The sequence below is a fragment of the Bradyrhizobium sp. KZN70725 genome, assembly GCF_055264925.1.
The window spans coordinates 1-19,752 of record NZ_JBUYWT010000037.1; the positions used below are offsets into that span (position 1 = coordinate 1).

Sequence of the window (19,752 nt, forward strand, 5' to 3'; positions counted from 1 at the left end):
CTGGTTCCTCTCCCTCGGCGATCCATCTCGGCCTCCTCGACCACGTTGAATCTCCCTTAATATGCGATTCTCAACCCTCCAGATCGCGGCTTTCTGACTCAGTAAGACTAGCGTCCCGTGAACTGAGCCTTGCGTTTCTCGACGAAGGCCTGGCGGCCTTCCTTCGCGTCGGCGCTCTCGCGGATCACCTGCTGGAGCTCGATCTCGCGGCGAAACTGATCGGCGTAGCTGGCGTGCTCGCTCTCCTCGAGCAGCTGTCGCGTCGCGACCAGCGCGCGCGTCGGTCCGTCCGCGAGACGACCGGCGAGCGCCTTCGCCTCGTCGAGCAGTTTGGCATCGTCGACCACGTCGCGCACCAATCCCCACTCCTTGGCCCGCTCGGCCGGCAGCGGCTCGTTCAGCAGCATCAGGTCGAGCGCGCGTTGGCGGCCGATCAGGCGCGGCAACAGCCAGGTCGAGCCGAGATCGGGCACCAGGCCGATCCGGCTGAACACCTGGATGAAGCTCGCCGAGCGCGCCGCCAGGATGATGTCGCCGGACATCGCGAGGCTGAAGCCGCCGCCGGCCGCGACGCCGTTGACCGCGACCACCACCGGCACGCGGCATTCGCGCAAGGCCTGCATCGCCGGCCAATAATGCCTCATCACGCCGGTGTAGATATTGTCGCCGAGCGACTGGAACGCCTTGAGGTTCTGCCCGGAGCAGAAGCCGCGTCCCTCCCCGGTCAGGACCAGCGCGCGGATGTCCGGATCGAGGCTCATCTCGCCGACGGCGCGCGCGAGATCGCCGAGCAGTTCCGGCGTCATGGCGTTCAGGCTCGCGGGATCGTTGAGCGTCAGGATGCCGACCTTGCCGTCCCGTTCACGCTTCACACCAGTCATTTTCCGCTCCCTGAAATTGGTTCTTGTTGTTGCACTGACAGTGCCATGCTTGGCATGCTACGCCAACGTGTCCCACCCGCAACAAGAACAGCGAAAGCAACGCCATGTCCGACCAGTTCTCCAACTCGCAAGTGATCCGCAAGCCGGCCGTCAGCGCCAAGGGTGGCATCGTCGCCGCACAGTCGCGCCGGGCGGCCGAGGTCGGCGCGGAGGTATTGGCTGATGGCGGCGATTGCGTCGACGCCGTGATCGCAACCACCTTCGCGCTTGGCGTCGTGGAGCCCTGGATGAGCGGCGCCGGCGGCGGCGGCGCGATGGTGCTCTATCGCGCCAAGGAGAACCGCGTCGAGGTGATCGACTACGGCATGCGCGCACCCGACGGCCTGCGCATCGAGGATTATCCGCTGACTGGCGGTGCGGCCTCCGACCTGTTCCCCTGGGCGCGGGTCAAGGACGACCGCAACCTGCACGGCCCCGGCTCGATCGCTGTGCCCGGCGTCGTTGCCGGCATGGAGGAAGCGCATCGCCGCCACGCCAAAATGGCGTGGAAGGATCTGCTGGCGCCGAGCGTCAAGCTCGCCGGCGACGGCCTTTTGGTCGATTGGTGGACCACCGCGATGATCGCAAGCTCCGCGGCCGATCTGCGGCGCTATCCCGCCAGCGCGGCGGCGTATCTGCAAGATGGCCTGCCGCCGAATGCGCAATGGGGCATCAGGTCGGTGGTCCGCATGCCGCAGGACAGGCTGAAGGCCACGATGGCGCAGCTCGCCGCGGCCGGCCCGCGCGATTTCTACGAGGGCGATCTGGCGCGCAGCATCGCCGACGACATCCAGGCCGCCGGCGGCGCGCTGTCGGTGCGCGACCTCGCCGCCTTCCGCGCCCATCTGCGCGAGCCGTTGAAAATTCCGTATCGCGGCGGCACGGTCTATGCGACGCCGGAGCTGACCGCGGGTCCGACCATGGCGCGCACGCTCGGCCTTTTGCAAAAGGCGCTGGCGCCCGCGCAGGGCGGTCCGGATGCGGCGGCCTACGCAGCCTATGCCGAGGCGCTGCAAGCCGCCTATCGCGAGCGCCTGAAGGACATGGGCGACGTCGATGGCCGGCGCGCGCTCGGCGCCGAAGCAATCGCGCCAAGCTGCACCACGCATTTCTCCGCGGTCGACCGCGACGGCAACATGGCCGCGGTGACGCAGACGCTGCTGTCGACCTTCGGCTCCAAATTCGTGACGCCGAACACCGGGCTGACCATGAACAACGGCATCATGTGGTTCGATCCGACGCAAGGCAATCCGAACTCGCTCGCGCCCGGCAAGCGCTGCCTGACCAACTACACGCCGGTCGTGGCGCAGGCCGCCGACGGCCGCACGCTTGCCGCCGGCGCATCGGGCGGCCGCCGCATCCTGCCGGCCGTGTCGCAACTGCTCTCCTTCGTGATGGATTTCGGCATGGATCTCGACGCCGCGATCCACCAGCCCCGGATCGACGCCAGCGAAGGCGCCGTGGTGATCGGCGACAAGCGCCTGCCCGCGAGCGTGCGCGAGGCGCTGCGCGGCCGCTTCGACTTCGAGGAAGCCCGCATCCAGACCCTGCCGATGAAGTTCGCCTGCCCGAGCGTCGTGCTGCGCGACGGCGCCACCAACAGCGGCGTCACCGAGCCGTTCCAGCCCTGGGGCGATGCGGTCGCGGAGGGGTGACGGCAAGTCGCGCGGTTCATTGAGGTCGTCGTCCCTGCTCCCGTGCGCAATTGCGCACTAGGCAGGGACGACACCGAGTTTATTGCATGAGCCAGACGGGCTGATACTTTTGGACCGACAACAATTGCGGTGACCGGCTTGAGTGAAGCAAGCGCAGACGTGCCGCCCGGCGCGCAACTTCTTGGGCGCGAGTGGCTTGGCTTCGACGGTGAAATCGCCACAGTCCGTTTCGAGGCGCAACCCTTGTTCACCAACCGCCATGGAACGATCCAGGGCGGTTTCCTTGCCGCGATGCTGGATTCAGCCACCGGTCTCGGCGCCCTCGCAGCGCTGCCCGCAACGCGGACCGTCGTGACGAGGACCCTCACCACGCGGTTTCTCAAACCGGCGCGCGTCGGCCCGATCACGGCCAAGGCGAAGGTCATCTCGCAGACCGACCGCGACATGATCGTCGAAGCCGATCTGATCGACGCCAGCGATGTGACGGTCGCCAGCGCCACGGCCGAGTTGCGGATTCTGGACAAGCGATAGTCCGCAGCCCGATCAGCAATCCCTACATCGCGCCAGCAGGGTGACTTCGTTCAGTCCGTAGCCGTCGACGGTCTCGACGGTGCAGCCAAGCTCGCGTTCGCAATAATCGATCCACGCCTCGGGGCTGGTGCAATAGAGCTGCACCGGCGACGCATCGGCGGCCGCCGTGCCTTCCGTCCCGCCGGTAACGAAGTTGACGCTGAAGCCGCGCAGGCTGGCGCGGCGCAGGTCGGCCAGCATCCCGGCGACAAATGCCTCCCAGGATCGGCGGCAGCCGCCGACATCGACATTCATGACGCCGCTCGCGACCGAATAGGTCGCGCGACGCAGGCCGCCCTTGCCGACCTTGAAGCGGCGCCCCGGCGCCGAGAAACGGCGGCGCGCGCGGCTGACCATGGCGAGCGACAGGTCGATCCCGAGATAGTCGATCTCCGCTTGCGGATGGCGCCTTGCGACATAGGCGCACAGCGCGCCGTATCCGCAGCCGATGTCGTTCAGGCTGAACGGTGCGGAGAAGTCGCAGAGCTTCAGCAACTGGACGAAGCGCAGGTCCTGGGTGGCCTGGCAGGACCAGTCCACTCCGCGCGGGGTGGCGCCGTATTTGGCGACCCGCGCGCTGTAGTAGGATTCGACATCGGCATAGAGGTCGGAGAACCGCGCCCGGTCGCCTTCGGCGCCGACACCTGCGGTCTCCGCTGCGATGCTCACGTCTTGCTCATTTCTTGGCTTTGGCCCGCCGCTGCTTCGCCATCGCAGCAAGCTCCTTGCGGGCGACCTGGCTTGGCTTGGTCGGGATCGACAGAACCCGATACGACTGGGTCGAGTAGATCAGCGGCGTATGGCCATCGGCTGCAAACGTCACCTTCGGATTTTCCTTCATGGCGTGAACGCTAACCAGCACCGGCAGATACGGACCCTGCGTGAGCGCCTGTCGGAACGCCTGGACCACCCGCTTGTATCCACTCACATTGGGCTGATCGGAAGGATAGTCCTTCAGCGTGCCGAGGAAAGTATACCAGCGCTTCCGCTCGACCCGGTCGGCCGGCTCGATCCCGATCAGCCGGAACGACTGTTCGAGGGGATGATTGGGAGAGAAGATGTCGAACTCCTTTTGCAGCTCCACCATCTCCATGATCCCGCTGGGACCAAACCGCTTGTTCAGCAGATCAAGGACATCGCGCGTCGTATCGTCTTGAATCATCCGTCCCATTAAAACCCCCTCAGTACCTTGTTTCCAGAAATGAAAAATCGTCGCGTCTAGCGTCGCTCAAGATGCAATCGAAGCTGATCGAGTTGTGGTGTGAAATAGACTGCCCCCGAGACATCGAGCAGATTCTGAGCGCCGCCGACAATCTCGTCAAGCTCCTCATGTGACGTGCTGCCCAAGGCGCAAATGATCAGGCCGCGCAGCACGGTCGCGTGCAACTCGGCGACGCGATCGGTCCTTCGCCGCGCGACCATTAGCGCCTCGTCCACCGCTTGCAGGGCCGCATGGTGGTCGGCGGCGCGATAGAGCGCCTCGGCCAGATCCGCCAGCATGCGCGCCTCGAATTCGAGGCCGGCTCGCGCAGAGCGCGCAAAGTCGATCGCTTCCTGAAGCTGGGCGGCGGCAACCTTGAAATCGCCCGCGGCGCCGCTGGCGAGGCCGGCGCTGGCGAGCGCCGCGACCCGCAGATAGGGCGTGCCGGACTGCTCGGCCAGTTCGGCGATCCTCGCCGCATGCGGCTTGGCCAGTTCCGGCCGGCCGCGGCTCCAGCCCATCTCCACCATCGCAAAATGCGGAATGAACTGCACGACGGCGGCGAAGCGCTCCGGCTCGGCCCGCAGCACCTCGGCGATCCGCCGTTCGGCTTCGTCGAACCGGCCGAGCCGCACCAGAATTCTGGTGCCGAGACACCTGATCCAGTGCTCGACGTCGAAGCCGAGAATCTGGTTCGGGTTGAGGCCGAGTGTGACGTTGTTGTGAAAACCGCCCTGCTCGGCAATCGCGGCAACCGCCACCTGCCCGGCGTCGAGCGCCTCGGCAAGACGACCCGACAGGAAGAACGCCTGGCTCAGCATCGCATTGACCGTCGCAAACCGTCCGACGTCCCCGGTGCCGGAAGTGAGCTTCAAGGCGTCCTGCACGAGATTGACATAATCGTCGGCGGCCGCGGTCGCGGCCAGGATCCTGCCGTAGGCGCCGAGCAGGATCGGCTCGTGCACCGGGTCCGCCGCGCGTGCGTATTTGATAGCCTCTTCGGCGTAGGGCTTGACCTCTTCGGCGGACATCCCCTCACGCCAGCCGAAGTTGAGGATCTGGCCGCTCGACATCGCTCGCAACCGATCGACATATTCGGACGGGGGCTGGTCCTGCAGCAGGGCGCGAACCTTTTTCCAGCTTTTCATTGCCTCGGCGGAGTTGGTCTTGCCGATCCAGCGCGCCGCACGCTGCAAATGGGTGACCGCCTCCAGCGGCTGGCCCGCGGCCTCGTAGTGATAGGCGAGCAGCCCGGCAAACTCGTCGAGCTTGCCCCAGTCGAAGCCCTCGATGGCCTTGGCGACAGTCGCATGCAGCGTGGTCAGCCGCGACCGCAACTGGGTTGCGTAGGCGACCTCCTGGATCAATGGATGGCGAAACGCCAGCAGTCCCTTGTCGTAGGGCGGCAGGTCGTACAGCAGTTCAGCCTGGCGCAGCTGCGCGATGGCGTTCTGCAAATCGTCGTTCGGCAACGCCGCGACCGGACGCAGCACCGACATCGCGACCAGCCGGCCGATCACGGCCGCCGTCTCCAGCACCTGCTTGGCGATATCCTCGAGGTGATCGATGCGGGCGGCCACGACGGCCTGCACCGTCGCGGGCAGCGGCACCGCATCGACGCCATGCTTGAGCCGGTAGTTGCCGCGTTCGCCCTCGACATTGCCGCGCTCCACGACGGTGTTGGCAAGCTCCTCGATGAAGAACGGATTGCCCTGCGCGCGTTCGATGACGTTGCTGCTCAGCGAGGCGAGCGAGGGATGCCTGCCGAAATGCTCGCGGAGCAGCTCGTTCGAATCGGACCACGGCAGCGGCGGGATTGCGATCTGACGGTAGTGCGACCGCTGCATGAAAGGTGCCGTGAAGCCCGGCCTGAAATTGACCACCAGCAACGTCGCGGTGCCGACGATGGCATCGACCAGCGTCTCGACGAACTCTTCGCTCGCGGCGTCGATCCAGTGCAGGTCCTCGATCATGACGACCGCCGGCGTGTCGCCGGGGCGCGCATGCACCAAGGTTCGAACGAGATCGAGCAGTTGCAGCCGCAGCGCGCGCGGATCGAGCTTCGGTGCCGGATACGCCGGATCGGCAAGCCCGAGGAATTCGAGCAGCACCAGCAATTCCTGCTCCGACGCGGCCATCTCGGCAAAACGGTCGATGACGCGACGCCGGGATGTCTCGATCGGCTCCTTGGCGCGGATGCCGAAGATGTCGCGCAACAGCTCGAGCACGGGCTGGAACGGTGTTGCGCGGCCATGCGCCAGCACGCGGGCCTCGTAGACGCGAATGCCCTTGCGGCGGCAGTTTTCGGCGAACTCGAAGCAGAGCCGGCTCTTGCCGATGCCGGCGTCGCCGACCATGCCGACGACCCGGCCGTCGCCGCCAACTGCACGCGACAGCTCATGCTCCAACGCCGCCATCTGCTCGGTCCGGTTGACCATCGAGGTCAGGCGGCGGCCGCTGCGAAAAACGTCGCTGGCGGGCGCGCTGAGCAGCCCGGTCAGCCGAAAGACCTCCACCGGCATGGAGATGCCGCGAATGGTCTGCATGCCGAGCGGCATGACCTCGACGAATTGCCTGGCGCCGAGATAGGTGTCCCGCGTGATGAGGATCGCCCCCTCATCGGCCATCTGCTCCATCCGGTTGGCGATATGGACGTTGGCGCCGGCGGCGTCGTAGGTCTGATAGATTGTGTTTTCCACCGTTTGAACGACGACTTCGCCGGTGTGCAGCCCGACCCGGATCTGCATGCCGGGATCGGCGAGCCTGGCCACCGAATCCTGCATGGCGAGCGCGGCGAGACAGCCGCGGACCGCATGATCTTCATGCGGGCGCGGCGGCGCGCCGAACAGCGCCATGACGCCGTCACCCTGGATCTTGTTGACGATGCCGTCGTAGCGGTGGACGGCTTCCTTCATCAGGTCGAGCACCGGCTCCAGCCGCCGCATTCCGAGTTCGGGATCGCCGAGGCTGTCGATCAGATTGGTCGAGTTGCGGATATCGGCAAACAGCAGAGTGAGGTTCTTGCGTTCGCCGCCCTTGGTGCTCAGCGAACGCAGCAGCCGCTGCGAGGGCGCGTCGGGACGGACGCTGCCCGCGGCGAGCGCGGTGCCGCAGCGGCCGCAGAAGCGGCTGGAGGGCCCGTTCACATGCTGACAGGAGTCACATTTGAGGCCTAATGGCGCACCGCAATCTTCACAATAATCGTTGCCAGCCCGGTTTGCGCGGCCGCATCGCTCGCACTGCATGAACAGCCTTTCAGTAAAGACTGCGAATATATCCGACGCGCGAGATTAGCCCAGCACATTCTGTAATTGTGTTAAATGCCTCACACACCAAGGCGGTCCCGCACCCGGCCGGTCAGCACGGCCGTGATGACGCCGACCCGCCAGAAGGCGTGCATCGGGATCGGCTTGATGCCGGTCACGGGCATGTCGATCTCGGCCTTGGGGCCGCCGATCAGCCGGCGCGCCAGCTGTGCGCCCATCGCGGTCGAGAGCGCGACGCCGCGGCCGTTGCAGCCGAGCGAGATCAGCAAATTCTCCGCGGGCTCATGGACATGCGGGTAGTGATCGGCAGTGATGGCAAGACGGCTGTTCCAGCCGTGGGTCCAGCTGACGCCCTTGAGCTGCGGCCATAGCCGCTCGGCGTAACGGATCAGATAGGCGACGTCGGTCGGCTTGCTGATCCAGCGCATCGGGCCGCGGCCGCCCATCAAGAGCCGATTGTGCTGGTCGATGCGGTAATAGACCGTGATGTGACCGCTTTCGTAGAGCACCGGCCGGGTCGGCATGATCGCGCGCGCGATCGCCTCGGACAGCGGCGCGGTCGCCGCGATCGACGAGAACACCGGCACGATGCTGCGGCGAAGCGCCGGCCAGAGATCATCGGTAAAGCCGTTGGTCGCGAGCAGCACCTTGTCGGCGAGCACGACCGCGCGCGGCGTCTCGATCCGCCAGCGGCCGCCGTCGCGGCGCAGCCGCAGCGCCGGGGTCTCGCCATGGACGGCGACGCCGGCCCCGATCGCGGCGCGCGCAAGCCCGCGGGCATAGCTCAGCGGATGCAGGTCGCCGCCGCGCGCATCCAGCATGGCGCAGAGGTAACGGTCGCTGCCGGTCATCTGGCGCATCTCGGCGGCGTCGAGCAGCTTCACCGGCATGCCACGCCGGATGCACTGCTTCGCCGTGGTCGCGATCGCCGCTGCGCTGGCCTCGTTGTAGGCGGCGCGCAGCGTGCCGTTCTGCCTGGCCTCGCAGGGGATCTGGTAGCGGCGGATCAAGTCATGCGTGAAGTTGGTGGTGCCGTAGGAGAATTCGATCATGCGGCGGCCGAGATCGGCGCCGAAATCCCGTTCGATCTGATCCGGGTCGTGCTTCAGTCCCGGATTGGTCTGCCCGCCATTGTTGCCGGAGGCGCCCCAGCCCGGCTCCTGCGCTTCGAGCACGGTCGCCAGCACGCCCTGCTCGGCGAGGTGCAGCGCGGTCGACAGGCCGGTGAAGCCGCCGCCGATGATCGCGACCGACACGCTCTTGTCCGACGTCAGCGGAGGCGTCGGCGTCGCCTGCACCGCGGCGTCGGCATAGAGGCTCGGTGGCAGCGGCAGGCGGATTGGCGCGTTCATTTCAAGTGACCTGATCACAGCGGATGCAGCACGCGGCGCAGGAAATCCTGGGTGCGCGGGTGCTGGGGTTGGTTGAGGACGGATTTGGCGGCGCCCTGCTCGACGATGACGCCGCCGTCGATGAACAGCACGCGGTCGGCGACGTCGCGGGCAAAACCCATCTCGTGGGTGACGACGACCATGGTCATGCCGTCGTCGGCGAGCTTGCGCATCACCGACAGCACCTCGCCGACCAGCTCCGGATCGAGCGCGGAGGTCGGCTCGTCGAACAGGATCGCCTTCGGCTGCATCGCCAGCGCCCGCGCAATCGCGACGCGCTGCTGCTGTCCGCCGGAGAGTTTTGGCGGGTGCACCTCGGCCTTGTCGGCGAGCCCGACCTGCGCGAGCAGCGCGCGGCCGCGGGCAATCGCCTGCTCGTGCGGCTCCTTCTTCACATAAAGCGGTCCCTCGATGACGTTCTCGAGGGCGGTGCGATGCGGGAACAGGTTGAAGCGCTGGAACACCATCGAAACCTGGGTGCGGATCGCCACGATCGAGCGGTCATTGCTGTCGACGCGCGCACCCTCGACGCTGATCTCGCCGCGATCGTAGCTCTCGAGCCCGTTGATGCAGCGCAGGATGGTCGACTTGCCGGAGCCGGACGGGCCGATGATGCAGACCACCTCGCTCCTGGCGACGGAGGCGGTGATGCCCTTCAGCACCTCGACCTTGCCAAAGCTCTTGTGGACGTCGCGGAGCTCGATCATTTGCGGTTCGCCTTGTTCTCGAAGTGCCGAACCAGCAGGATGAGCGGGATGCTCATGGTGAGGTACATCAGCGCCACCAGCGTGAACACGCTGGTGTTCTTGAAGGTCGAGGAGGCGATCAGCTTGCCCTGCAGCGCCAGCTCGGCCACCGTGATGGTGGACGCCTGCGAGGAATCCTTCAGCATCATGATCATGATATTGCCGTAGGGCGGCAGGATGATCCTGACCGCCTGCGGCAGCACCACGCGGCGCATGGTGAGCCACCAGCCCATCCCGATGGTCTGCGCCGCCTCGATCTGCCCCTTGTCGATCGCCTCGATGCCGGCGCGGAAATTTTCCGCCTGATAGGCCGAATAGGCGATACCGAGCCCGATGATCGCGGCCTGCAACGCCGACAGCGCGATGCCGAAATCTGGCATCACGAAGTAGATGTAGAACAGCAGCACGATGATCGGGATGCCGCGGATCACGTTGATCAACGAGGCGCTGAGCCCGACCAGGACGCCGATGCCGGACACCCGCATCAAGGCCCACACCAGCCCGAGCACGGTCGAAAGGACGAGCGAGCCGACGGTGACGACGATGGTCAGCCAGACACCCTGCAGCAGGATCGGCACGAACTCGACGGCGTCATGAAAGAATTTTTGCATCGGCTAAATTTATCCCGTCCCGACACACGCTCGAATATTGTTCCCGAGGAGCGCGTCTCGAAGGGTCGACGGCCACCAGCCGGGCCGTGCATCCTTCGAGACGCGGCGAAGACGCCGCTCCTCAGGATGACGGGTCACCTAAAGGCCCCTCGACGCAATGGCTTTCACGACCCGCCGGCCTTCTGGCCCCACTTTTCCAGGGTCTTTGCGATCGTGCCGTTCGCCTTCAGCTTGGCGAGCGAGGCATTGATCTTCGCGAGCAGCTCCGTGTCGCTCTTGCGGACACCGATCGCGACGGTGCCGACGGTGACCGGCTTGTAGCCGTCGACCAAACGGACGTCGGCGAAATTGCCCTGCTGCAGATTGTAGGCGAGGATCGGATAGTCGGCGAAGCCGGCCTTGAGGCGGCCGGCATTTACGTCGCGCAGGATGTCGGGAATGGTATCGTAGACCTTGACCTCGCTGAACAGCCCGGTCTTCTTCAGCGCGTCGACAAAGGCAGTACCGACCTGGGCGCCGACCACGGTGCCCTTCAGATCCTCCTGCGAGGCATAGGCCTTGGTGTCGGCCTTCGGCACCACCAAACCTTCACCGTAGGTGTAGACCGGCTCGGAGAAGTCGATCACCTCCTTGCGCGCGGCGGTGGCGAACATCGCGGCCGCAATGATGTCGATCTTGTTCGCGGTCAGCGAGGGAATCAGCGCCGAGAACTGCATCGGCTCGATCTGCACGGTAAAGCCGGCGTCCTTGCCGATCTCGGTGGCGAGATCGACCATGATGCCCTGGATCGAGTTGGACTTGGTGTCGAGGAAGGTGAAGGGAATGCCGGTCGGGGTCGAGCCGACCTTCAGCACCTGCTGCGCCCCTGACGGCGCGATCAAGGCAAGGGCAAGCGCCGCCACCGCGGCCTGGACGAGACGCTGAAACGACATCGCAACACCTCCCGAAGCTGGCCTTGGCGCCGCATCGCCCGCGCGGTTTCGGGCTTTTGGTTGCGGTCGACGCCGTTCCGGCCTATTTTCACCAATATGAAATTGTGGTCACGAAACCGCGGCCAATGCAAGCGGTTTTCATGCACATGAAGGAAGCGAACTGACGTGAGCGGCGGCAACAGAATGCGTAAAGGCGCGGCAGCAGGGCCCGCGACGGCACGCCGCGCGGCCAAGAAACCGGCCAGGAAACCGGTGAAGAAACCGGCCGGCAAGCCGGCGGAGCCGGCGATGGATCTCGCGGTCGGACGCCGCATCCGCGACGTGCGCCGCAGCAAGGAAATGTCGCTGGAGGTGGTCGCCGCGCGCACCGATTTGTCGATCGGCTTCATCAGCCAGATCGAGCGCGGCCTGTCGTCGCCCTCGCTGCGCGTGCTGGCGACATTGGCCGACGTACTCGGCGTCGGCATCGCCGCGCTGTTCGGCGCGACGCCGAAGGATGACAGCGCCGGCGGCGTCGTGACCCGCGAGGTCCAGCGCGCCGAGCTGAAGCTGTGGCGCACCGGAATTTCAAAGCAGCTGCTGAGCCCGGCCGGCAGCGAGAGCCGGCTCAACTTGTTCCTGGTGCATCTCGAGCCCGGCGGCAACACCGGCGACGAGTTCTATACCCATGACGGCGAAGAGGCCGGCCTCGTGCTCCAGGGCGAGATGACGCTGACGGTGGACACGGAGACCTGGACGCTAAAGCAGGGCGACAGCTTCAGATTCGCGAGCCGAAGGCCGCACCGGTTCTCCAATCCCGCGCGCGATGCGAAGGCCGTGGTGCTGTGGGTGAATTGCGTGACGGCGGCGGGGTGACGGCCCATCTCCCTCCGCCGTCGTCCCGGCGAAAACCATCCAGCGTCGTCGCGGCCTAGTGCGCAATTGCGCACGGGGGCCGGGACCCATTACCACCAATCTTGATTGTCGAAGGGGAAGCGGCCCCAGCGTCCTGCCATAACTCACATTCGTGGTAATGGGTCCCGGCTTTCGCCGGGACGACACCTGTTATTATGGAGCCCTCACGTCGAGCCGCATCACCTCAACCCCATCGCCACTTCCTCGATCTTGATCGGGAAATTCCGCACGCGGATGCCGGTGGCGTGGAAGACGGCGTTGGCAACGGCGCCGGCGCTGCCGGTGATGCCGATCTCGCCGACGCCCTTGATGCCGAGCGGGTTCACATGGGGATCGTGCTCGTCGACCGTGATCACCTCCATCGGCGGCACGTCGGCATTCACGGGCACATGATACTCGGCAAGGTTCGCATTCAGGATGCGGCCGGACCTCTTGTCCATCACCGCCTCCTCGTGCAGCGCGAACGAGAGGCCCCAGATCATGCCGCCGCGCAGCTGGCTCTGCACCATCAACGGATTGATGATGCGCCCTGCGGCGAACGCGCCGACCAGCCGCGTGGCGCGGATCTGGCCGAGCTCCGGATCGACCTTCACCTCAGCAAAGACAGCGCCATGCGCGTGCATCGCATATTGCGATTGCGCCGCCGGATCGGCCGCACCCGTGCCGGAGGCCTCGACCTCGGCAACGCCAGCGCGCGCCAAGATCTCGGCGTAGCTTTCGCTGCGCGCGTCATCGTCGCGGCGATGGAGCCGCCCGGCCCGCGCCACCACGCCGGCATTGCCGGCGCCGAACAGCGGCGAGCGCTCATCGGAGGTCGCAAGCTCGGCGAGTTTTGCGATCACCGCCGCACCGGCATTGTGGATCGCGGCACCGACCGTTGCGGTGTGCGCGGAGCCGCCGGCGATGCCGGCATCCGGCAGGTCCGACGTGCCCGACAGGAACGAGATCTGCCCGAGATCGAGCGCGAGCGCATCGGCCGAGATTTGCGTGAGCGCGGTCCAGGCGCCCTGCCCCATGTCATGCGCGCCGCTCTCCATCACGCCGCGTCCGTCGGCGCGGATCACGGCCCGGGCATTGCCCTGGAACATCAGCGCCGGGAAGGTCGCGGTGCCCATGCCCCAGCCGACCAGAAAGCCGTTCTCGTCGCGCATCTGCCGCGGCTGCAGCGGACGCCGCGCCCAGCCGAAACGGTCGGCGGCCTTGGCGTAGCACTGCCGCAGCGCCTTGGAGGAAAACGGCTTGCCGGTGGTCGGCTCGACCTCGGCATAATTCTTCAGCCGGAATTCCAGGGGATCGATGCCGCAGGCGAACGCCGCCTCGTCGATCGCGCTTTCCAGCGCGATCGATCCGGTAGCCTCGCCCGGCGCGCGCATGAACAGCGGCGTGCCGGTGTCGACGCGCACCGCCTCATGCGCGGTGCGGATCGCCGGGCTGGCATAGAGCGTGTGCGAGGCGTCCGCCGCCGGCTCGTAGAAATCGTCGAAGCTCGACGTCGTGACGCGCGCCTCGTGATCGAGCGCGGTCAGCAGGCCGTCGTCACCGGTGCCGATCCGGATGCGCTGGCGGGTCTGCGGACGATGGCCGACCGGGCCGTACATCTGGCTCCGCCGCAGCACCAGCTTAACCGGACGCCCGACAAGCTTCGCCGCCATGATGCCAAGCACCTGCGGCCCGGAGACCAGGCCCTTGGAGCCGAAGCCGCCGCCCAGGAACGGGCTGTTGATGTGGATGTTGCCGGGCGGAACGCCGAACAGGCCGCCGATCCGCATCTGCGCCATCGCCATGCCCTGGCTCGGCGTGTCGAGGAACAGGCGGTCGCCGTCCCACACCGCGACGATCGCGTGCGGCTCCATCGCGTTGTGGTACTGCGCGGGCGTCTCGTAAGTTGCGTCGATCCGCTTCGACGCAGCGGCAAGGCCAGCATCGATATCGCCGTGCCGGACTTCGGCGGGATTACCGATGCCGACCACCGGCGGCGCGTAGGCTTCGCCGGCGTCGAGACCGACACGCGCGATCTCGACCTGATAGCGCGGCGACAGCAGCGCGGCGCCTTCGGTGGCGGCCTCCAGCGTCTCGGCGATCACGACCGCGATCGCCTGGTTGGCGTAGCGCACCTCGTCGCTCTGCAAGAGCTCCATGCGGAAGGCGAACGGATTGCCCTTGGCGTCGGGGTCTTCGGCGAGCTCCGGCTTGTGCGCCGGCGTCATCACGTCGATGACGCCGGGGTGGCGCTTGGCGGCGGCGACGTCGAGCGCGGTGACGCGGCCGCGCGCGATGCAGCTGGTCGCGATCACGGCATAGACCATGCCGGGCGGATGATTGTCGGCGGCATAGCGGGCCTTGCCGGTCACCTTCAGCGTGCCGTCGGTGCGGGTCAGCGGCTGGCCGATATTCGAGCCGTGCCTGAGATGGGCGGGGTCGCGGGTCAGATTGAGTTCAGCCGTCATGCGTTACGCTCCTGCAACGGATGAGAAGGGAGAGCCCGGCAGCGCGGGAATGCGATCCGGCGTGCCTGCAGCAGCAAGGGTGAGCGCGCGCACGACGATGCGCTGCGCGAGCTCGATCTTGAAGGCGTTGTCGCCGGACGGTTTTGCGCCCGCGAGCGCGGCGCGCGCCGCCTCGCGATAGGTCGCCGCATCCGGCGCGGCGCCCGCGAGCACCTGCTCGGCCTCGCGCGCTCGCCACGGCTTTGCCGCGACGCCGCCGAGCGCCAGCCGCGCCTCGCGGATCTTTCCATCCTCGATGCGCAAGCCGGCCGCGGCCGAGACCACCGCGAACGCGTAGGACGTGCGCTCGCGCACCTTGATGTAGCGGGCATGCCCGGAGAAGCCTTGCGCTTCGGCCGGTAGCCGCAGCGCGACGATCAGGTCGCCGCGCTCCAGCGCGGTCTCGCGCTCCGGCGTCTCGCCCGGCAGACGGTGCAGCGCCTCGAGCGGCAGCTCGCGCCGGCCGGTCTTGCCCTCGATCTCGACGACGGCGTCGAACGCGACCAGCGGCACGCAGAAATCCGACGGATGGGTTGCGATGCAGCCCTCGCTCCAGCCGAGCACCGCGTGCAGGCGGTTCTCGCCCTTCAGCGCGTCGCAGCCGGCGCCCGGCCAGCGCCGGTTGCAGGCGCTGCCGGCGTCGTAGAAATAGGCGCAGCGCGTTCGCTGCATCAGGTTGCCGCCGACGGTCGCGGCATTGCGCAGCTGGGCCGACGCGCCCGACAGCAACGCCTCGGCGACCGCCGGATGGTCGCGCGCAAACTCCGCGTCATGCGCGAGATCGGCATTGCGCACTAGCGCGCCGATCCGCAAGCCGCCGTCGGCCAGATGCTCGATGCGGTCGAGCCCCGGCAGACGCGTGACGTCGACGAGAAGGCTCGGCCGGCTGACGCCGCCCTTCATCAGGTCGAGCAGATTGGTGCCGGAGGCGAAATAGCTCGCGCCCTTCTCGGATGCCGCCGCGATCGCGTCCGCGACGCTGGCCGGCCTGACATAATCGAAGTTCATCATGCGGAGCGCCTCTGCTTGGTCGCGTTGATGTCGGCCTGCGCCTCGAGCACGGCCTCGGTGATTCCTTGATAGGCCCCGCAGCGGCACAGATTGCCGCTCATGCATTCGCGCACGCGCTCCGGATCGTCGCCAGCCTGGCCTTCCTGGATCAGGCCGATGCCGCTCATGATCTGGCCCGGCGTGCAGAAGCCGCACTGGAAGCCGTCATGGGCGATGAAGGCGGCCTGCACCGGATGCAGCTGGTCGCCGCGCGCGACGCCTTCGATGGTTGTGATCTCGGCGCCGTCATGGCTGACGGCAAGCGCGAGGCAGGAATTGATGCGGCGGCCGTCGACCAGGACGGTGCACGCGCCGCACTGGCCGCGGTCGCATCCCTTCTTGGTACCGGTGAGGTCGAGCCGCTCGCGCAACAGGTCGAGCAGGGTTACGCGGGGGTCGTCGAGGGCAATTTCCCGGCGGACACCGTTGATAGTGAGGCTGAGTGGGAGATTCATGCAGGGCTCCGATCCGTGTATGGTCGGTTTGAATCGAGGCAACGGAAGCCCGTGGCCGCCGATGCAGGATCGGCGCGCCTTGTCAGGCCCGTTGCTGGTCGCCATATACGGAGGCATCCTCCGTTTACAAGGGAGGGTGAAAAGAAAAAGCGATGGCCGCTCGATCACCAGAAATTGCACGCAAGCCCCGCGCCGACGCCGTGCGCAATCGCGAGCGCGTGCTGGAAGCGGCCAAGGCCGTGTTCTCGGCCGGCGGCAGCGAGGCGAGTCTCGAGGCGGTGGCGCGCCATGCCGGCGTCGGCATCGGCACGCTCTATCGCCACTTCCCGACGCGCGAAGCGCTCTATGAGGCGGTCTACCGCCGCGAGGTCGAGCAGCTCGGCGATCTGGCCGAGCAACTGCAATGCGCGCCCGAGCCGGTCGAGGCGCTGCGGCGCTGGCTGCGCGCTAACGTGGAATTCGTCGCCACCAAGAAGGGCATGGTCGCAGCACTGGCGCTGGTCGCTCACGGCTCGACCGAGCTGCACGCCTATTCGTTCGACCGCCTGACCAAGGCGATCGGCACCCTGCTCGCGCGCGCGGTCGCGGCCGGTGCGATCCGTGGCGACATCAGCGCCGAGGACGTGCTGCGGGCGCTGATCGGCATGTGCTACATGCACGACCAGCCCGGCTGGCAGACCACTGCGCTCCGGCTGTTGGACGTATTCGTGGACGGCTTGCGGGTGCAGCCGGTCGGCACAACGGCAAAGCCTGCGAAGAAAGCCAACCCAAAGCCGTCGCGCTGACCTTACCCATCGTAGCCCGCATGCGCGCAGCGACATGCGGGACCGACTGCCCCGGATGTCGCGGAGCCTGTCATCGGCGGGCCATCACGCGACCCGTTGGCTCAACGGGCTATGCTTGTTCAGGCCTCCATGTTGAAGAGGATGCCGAGCGGCAGCCGGGGTCCTGCCGGATTGACATGAAGCACCGCATCGATGGTGCGCGCGGCGGGGGATGACGGCTTCATCCAGTCAAGATGACCGGCGAGCCAGGATCGCGGTTCCGCAGCCAGCACGATCGCCGCCCCCCAGTCATCCAGCGGATTGTCGCGGGCCAGCGCCTGCTCGCGGCCGGGAATGGTTGTGCCGGCGGCGCCCATCAGATGATGCAGCACCGCCTTGGCAAGCAGGTCGTCGAAACGTCCGTCATCGACCCGTTCGCTCCCGACCGCATCGATTGCGAACAGCGCGTCGGCTTCGGCGCGACTGACCGAATGTCCGGCGCGACCGGCGGCACAGAGGATGCGCGCACATAGCGCGGCGTCGGCGGCGTCGATCGTTCGCGAGAAATGCGCCCGGCCGGCCACCGTGGGTCCCTCGCCCGCGATGATGTCGCAATACACCAGCGCGAGCGCCGCGGCGCTGCGGGCCGCAGCGTCGGACGTTGACCTCGCGATTTCGGCAACAAGATCCTCCGCGCCGCGAGGCGCATGCGGGGGCAGCTCAAACTCATGGGCACGCATCGATCGCTCTGCTGTTGATTGCCGCCCGCCCCACGATGGCGGCGGCCACCGCTCAAGGACGTCCGGTGCGTGGCCGCAGCCACCGCATGATGATTTCATGCGGTGTTCGACGGCTGCTGCGCGGCAGGTCGTGCCGCTGCAGCGACGCCGTTGCAAAGGCGGCCGCCTGCTCGCTGGATTGCCGTTTCTCGCGCGCCAGCAACATCCATTCGCGGATCACGGCGCGTCGCACCTTGGACATGGTGATTTCCCCTCGCGATAAGCCGCGTTCAGCGCGTCAGGCCGCAAGCTGCAGCGGATGGGCTTGCGACCTCCGTGCCGACAGCGCGCAGCCGTACTGATGCACGATGCCCTGCTCGACGACGAAGCCGCGCCGCTCCAGCGACGCCCGCAGGCTTTGGTTGGCCGAGGGCTTCTGGGCATCGACCCACACCACCAGCACCGCACGGGCGCTAAGGACATTCGTCAACCAGTCCAGCGCCGGCTCGAGCGAGAGAAGCGTGCGCCGCCGCCAATCGACCAGCGCAACGTCGTACTGACCGGCGGGGCGGCCGCAATTGCCCGACGCCGCCGCGCGCGCGTAGCCGCGCCGCTGCAGCTCGAACATCAATTCCATGCTCCTCGTGCCGGCCACGACGATGCGCTGTTGCGTCGTGCAGCCGGCAAGCGCGATCATCGGCTCGATGATCCGGTCGCCGATAGCAATCTGAAGCGAAGACATGACATCACCTTTCGGTTCGCTGCCGCGCTCGCGGCCGAACCTCAACGGTCTGGCCTGCACGCGAGAGCGTCTGCGTCGGGCTCAATATCTTCAGGGCGGGATATGAATTCGAGAGCGCCGCGGGCTCTACGGCATATGAGCCGCATAAGCCCGCGCCGGATGCGATGGCTGCGGTCGCTGAGCACGGTGGCCGCGCAAGTGTGCTAAAGTGCACAGACGATCAGGTTGGCATTCGGTTAGATCGTCGCATTGCCAAGCCTGGTACATACATATCTGTTCATATTCGCGATCCAGCCCGGCCATCGCGCCGGGCTCTTTCGTCGCCGAACGCGACCGTAATGAAAAACCCCGCGCTGAGGCGAGGCTTTCGCGATCATCGCGGATTGGTCCGCGTTCCGCTGTTGTTGCCGGGAAGGTTTGAGGTCCCGGTCCCGGTCGCGGAATTGTTGTTTGGGTCGGTCCAGTAGTTCGGCGTCGAGGTGCCTGGGTTGTTCATGTTCCCGGTCGTGCTGCCGGGCGGATTGCTCATTCCCGAGCCGGTTCCCATCCCGGTGGTGCCGCCGGTGCCGGTTCCTGTGCCGGAGCTTCCGGTCCCCGCGCCTGCACTCGCACCGCCGGCCGATCCGCCACCGGCGCCGCCCCCACCGCCGCCGCCACCCTGCGCGAAGGCGAGCGATGTCGACAGCATCACGGCCGCAGCCAATCCGATCGTTGCCAGTTTCTTCATGTGAGGTCCTTTCCTGGTTCGACCGGAAGCAACGTGGACCGCAAGGCGCACGTTCCTGCACGGCGGGACACACATCCGGCGCGGGCTCGCGAGGAACATGATGCTGGCTGTCCTGTTGAGCGGAATAGCGTTCCCGGAGGTGCGCGATGAAGACGCTTCAAATGCAGCACGAGATCACGGCCGAGCTGGAAAGACGATCCGGTGTCACTGGCCTGAAGCTGATCCGGCTCAAGGGCTATACGCCGAGCTGGGATCTCGGCGGCACCCGCGAGACCGCCCTGGACGAGGCGAAGGAAAAGGAACTTCGCGACATCGTGACCAGGATGCAGGACGAGTTCGACATCGCCTAGGACCGCTGCACGAGCAAGTTGCATTGGACAAGCCGCGGCTGAACAATCATAACGCCCCCTCGTGGCGTCGAGCCAACCGCGCGCGCAATAATATGTCGTCCCACGACATATTCTGCGCCAGCGACATTTTTGACGCTTCCCAAACGGCGATAACGGCACGCGAATTCCGGCCATTGAACGAACGTCGAATGTGCGATCCGACGTTTCCATTCGCGCGGCATGCCCCGGAATGATTATGCTGGCAAAAAACAGGTAGACGCGGAGGCAGCTCCG

General features: G+C 66.6%; 20 protein-coding genes. 5 read left to right on the top strand and 15 right to left on the bottom strand.

Annotated features, from left to right (window positions below):
* Positions 1 to 107 precede the first annotated feature (107 nt).
* The gene (locus ACZBJS_RS28565; protein ID WP_026193208.1) at positions 108 to 881 is read right to left on the bottom strand and encodes an enoyl-CoA hydratase-related protein; all 774 of its coding nucleotides are present in this window, start codon (positions 879 to 881) and stop codon (positions 108 to 110) included.
* 104 nt (positions 882 to 985) lie between these two features.
* On the opposite strand from ACZBJS_RS28565, the gene ACZBJS_RS28570 reads away from it, so the two are divergent.
* Positions 986 to 2,575, top strand: a complete 1,590-nt coding sequence (locus ACZBJS_RS28570) for a gamma-glutamyltransferase (RefSeq protein ID WP_253638943.1) — start codon at positions 986 to 988, stop codon at positions 2,573 to 2,575.
* Between the two features lie 159 nt (positions 2,576 to 2,734).
* On the top strand, positions 2,735 to 3,106 hold the full coding sequence (locus ACZBJS_RS28575) for a PaaI family thioesterase (protein WP_076823722.1): 372 nt from the start codon (positions 2,735 to 2,737) through the stop codon (positions 3,104 to 3,106).
* Positions 3,107 to 3,118: 12 nt separating this feature from the next.
* Here the strand turns inward: ACZBJS_RS28575 and ACZBJS_RS28580 are convergent, their stop codons facing one another.
* The 7 genes from ACZBJS_RS28580 to ACZBJS_RS28610 all read right to left on the bottom strand — a co-directional run bounded on the left by ACZBJS_RS28580 (position 3,119) and on the right by ACZBJS_RS28610 (position 11,292).
* Entirely contained in the window at positions 3,119 to 3,814 is a 696-nt protein-coding gene (locus tag ACZBJS_RS28580) for a class I SAM-dependent methyltransferase (protein WP_316395341.1), read from the bottom strand.
* A gap of 7 nt (positions 3,815 to 3,821) precedes the next feature.
* Complete coding sequence (locus ACZBJS_RS28585) at positions 3,822 to 4,316, bottom strand: hypothetical protein (protein ID WP_253638941.1); 495 nt, start codon at positions 4,314 to 4,316, stop codon at positions 3,822 to 3,824.
* Between the two features lie 47 nt (positions 4,317 to 4,363).
* Positions 4,364 to 7,591, bottom strand: coding sequence for an adenylate/guanylate cyclase domain-containing protein (locus ACZBJS_RS28590; protein ID WP_076823719.1), 3,228 nt, complete (start codon positions 7,589 to 7,591; stop codon positions 4,364 to 4,366).
* Positions 7,592 to 7,671: 80 nt separating this feature from the next.
* Entirely contained in the window at positions 7,672 to 8,964 is a 1,293-nt protein-coding gene (locus ACZBJS_RS28595) for an NAD(P)/FAD-dependent oxidoreductase (RefSeq protein WP_463439597.1), read from the bottom strand.
* 14 nt (positions 8,965 to 8,978) lie between these two features.
* On the bottom strand, positions 8,979 to 9,710 hold the full coding sequence (locus tag ACZBJS_RS28600) for an amino acid ABC transporter ATP-binding protein (RefSeq protein ID WP_168856247.1): 732 nt from the start codon (positions 9,708 to 9,710) through the stop codon (positions 8,979 to 8,981).
* Complete coding sequence (locus tag ACZBJS_RS28605; RefSeq protein ID WP_057015170.1) at positions 9,707 to 10,360, bottom strand: amino acid ABC transporter permease; 654 nt, start codon at positions 10,358 to 10,360, stop codon at positions 9,707 to 9,709. The genes ACZBJS_RS28600 and ACZBJS_RS28605 overlap by 4 nt, the downstream gene beginning before the upstream one ends.
* 164 nt (positions 10,361 to 10,524) lie before the next feature.
* Entirely contained in the window at positions 10,525 to 11,292 is a 768-nt protein-coding gene (locus ACZBJS_RS28610; protein ID WP_316395339.1) for an ABC transporter substrate-binding protein, read from the bottom strand.
* 183 nt (positions 11,293 to 11,475) lie between these two features.
* Between ACZBJS_RS28610 and ACZBJS_RS28615 the strand changes: the two genes are divergently transcribed.
* Positions 11,476 to 12,147, top strand: coding sequence for a cupin domain-containing protein (locus ACZBJS_RS28615; RefSeq protein WP_316395338.1), 672 nt, complete (start codon positions 11,476 to 11,478; stop codon positions 12,145 to 12,147).
* Between the two features lie 218 nt (positions 12,148 to 12,365).
* On the opposite strand, the gene ACZBJS_RS28620 is transcribed toward ACZBJS_RS28615, so the two are convergent.
* From ACZBJS_RS28620 to ACZBJS_RS28630, 3 genes are read right to left on the bottom strand one after another with little or no spacing between them, the layout of a single operon-like run.
* Positions 12,366 to 14,633, bottom strand: coding sequence for a xanthine dehydrogenase family protein molybdopterin-binding subunit (locus tag ACZBJS_RS28620; protein WP_463439598.1), 2,268 nt, complete (start codon positions 14,631 to 14,633; stop codon positions 12,366 to 12,368).
* Between the two features lie 3 nt (positions 14,634 to 14,636).
* Positions 14,637 to 15,683, bottom strand: coding sequence for an FAD binding domain-containing protein (locus ACZBJS_RS28625; RefSeq protein WP_316395336.1), 1,047 nt, complete (start codon positions 15,681 to 15,683; stop codon positions 14,637 to 14,639).
* Complete coding sequence (locus ACZBJS_RS28630; protein ID WP_057015174.1) at positions 15,680 to 16,177, bottom strand: (2Fe-2S)-binding protein; 498 nt, start codon at positions 16,175 to 16,177, stop codon at positions 15,680 to 15,682. The genes ACZBJS_RS28625 and ACZBJS_RS28630 overlap by 4 nt, the downstream gene beginning before the upstream one ends.
* Before the next feature lie 152 nt (positions 16,178 to 16,329).
* Between ACZBJS_RS28630 and ACZBJS_RS28635 the strand changes: the two genes are divergently transcribed.
* Positions 16,330 to 16,962: a TetR/AcrR family transcriptional regulator gene (locus ACZBJS_RS28635; RefSeq protein ID WP_076824361.1), complete on the top strand. Its 633-nt coding sequence runs from the start codon at positions 16,330 to 16,332 to the stop codon at positions 16,960 to 16,962.
* Between the two features lie 119 nt (positions 16,963 to 17,081).
* Here ACZBJS_RS28635 and ACZBJS_RS28640 read toward each other — a convergent pair whose 3' ends face one another.
* From ACZBJS_RS28640 to ACZBJS_RS28655, 4 genes are all read right to left on the bottom strand, one after another.
* Positions 17,082 to 17,681 carry a hypothetical protein gene (locus ACZBJS_RS28640; RefSeq protein WP_253625707.1) on the bottom strand — a complete coding sequence of 200 codons (600 nt, stop codon included), beginning with the start codon at positions 17,679 to 17,681 and terminating at the stop codon, positions 17,082 to 17,084.
* Between the two features lie 52 nt (positions 17,682 to 17,733).
* A complete protein-coding gene (locus tag ACZBJS_RS28645; protein ID WP_057015177.1) occupies positions 17,734 to 17,922 on the bottom strand; it encodes a hypothetical protein in 189 nt (62 codons plus the stop codon).
* A 36-nt stretch (positions 17,923 to 17,958) separates the two neighbouring features.
* On the bottom strand, positions 17,959 to 18,402 hold the full coding sequence (locus tag ACZBJS_RS28650; RefSeq protein WP_253607315.1) for a hypothetical protein: 444 nt from the start codon (positions 18,400 to 18,402) through the stop codon (positions 17,959 to 17,961).
* A gap of 373 nt (positions 18,403 to 18,775) precedes the next feature.
* Entirely contained in the window at positions 18,776 to 19,129 is a 354-nt protein-coding gene (locus ACZBJS_RS28655) for a hypothetical protein (protein WP_057015179.1), read from the bottom strand.
* Between the two features lie 146 nt (positions 19,130 to 19,275).
* Here ACZBJS_RS28655 and ACZBJS_RS28660 point away from each other — a divergent pair, with 146 nt between their 5' ends.
* Positions 19,276 to 19,479 (top strand): hypothetical protein, encoded by a 204-nt coding sequence (locus tag ACZBJS_RS28660; protein WP_016844551.1) that lies wholly within the window; start codon positions 19,276 to 19,278, stop codon positions 19,477 to 19,479.
* Positions 19,480 to 19,752: the final 273 nt, after the last annotated feature.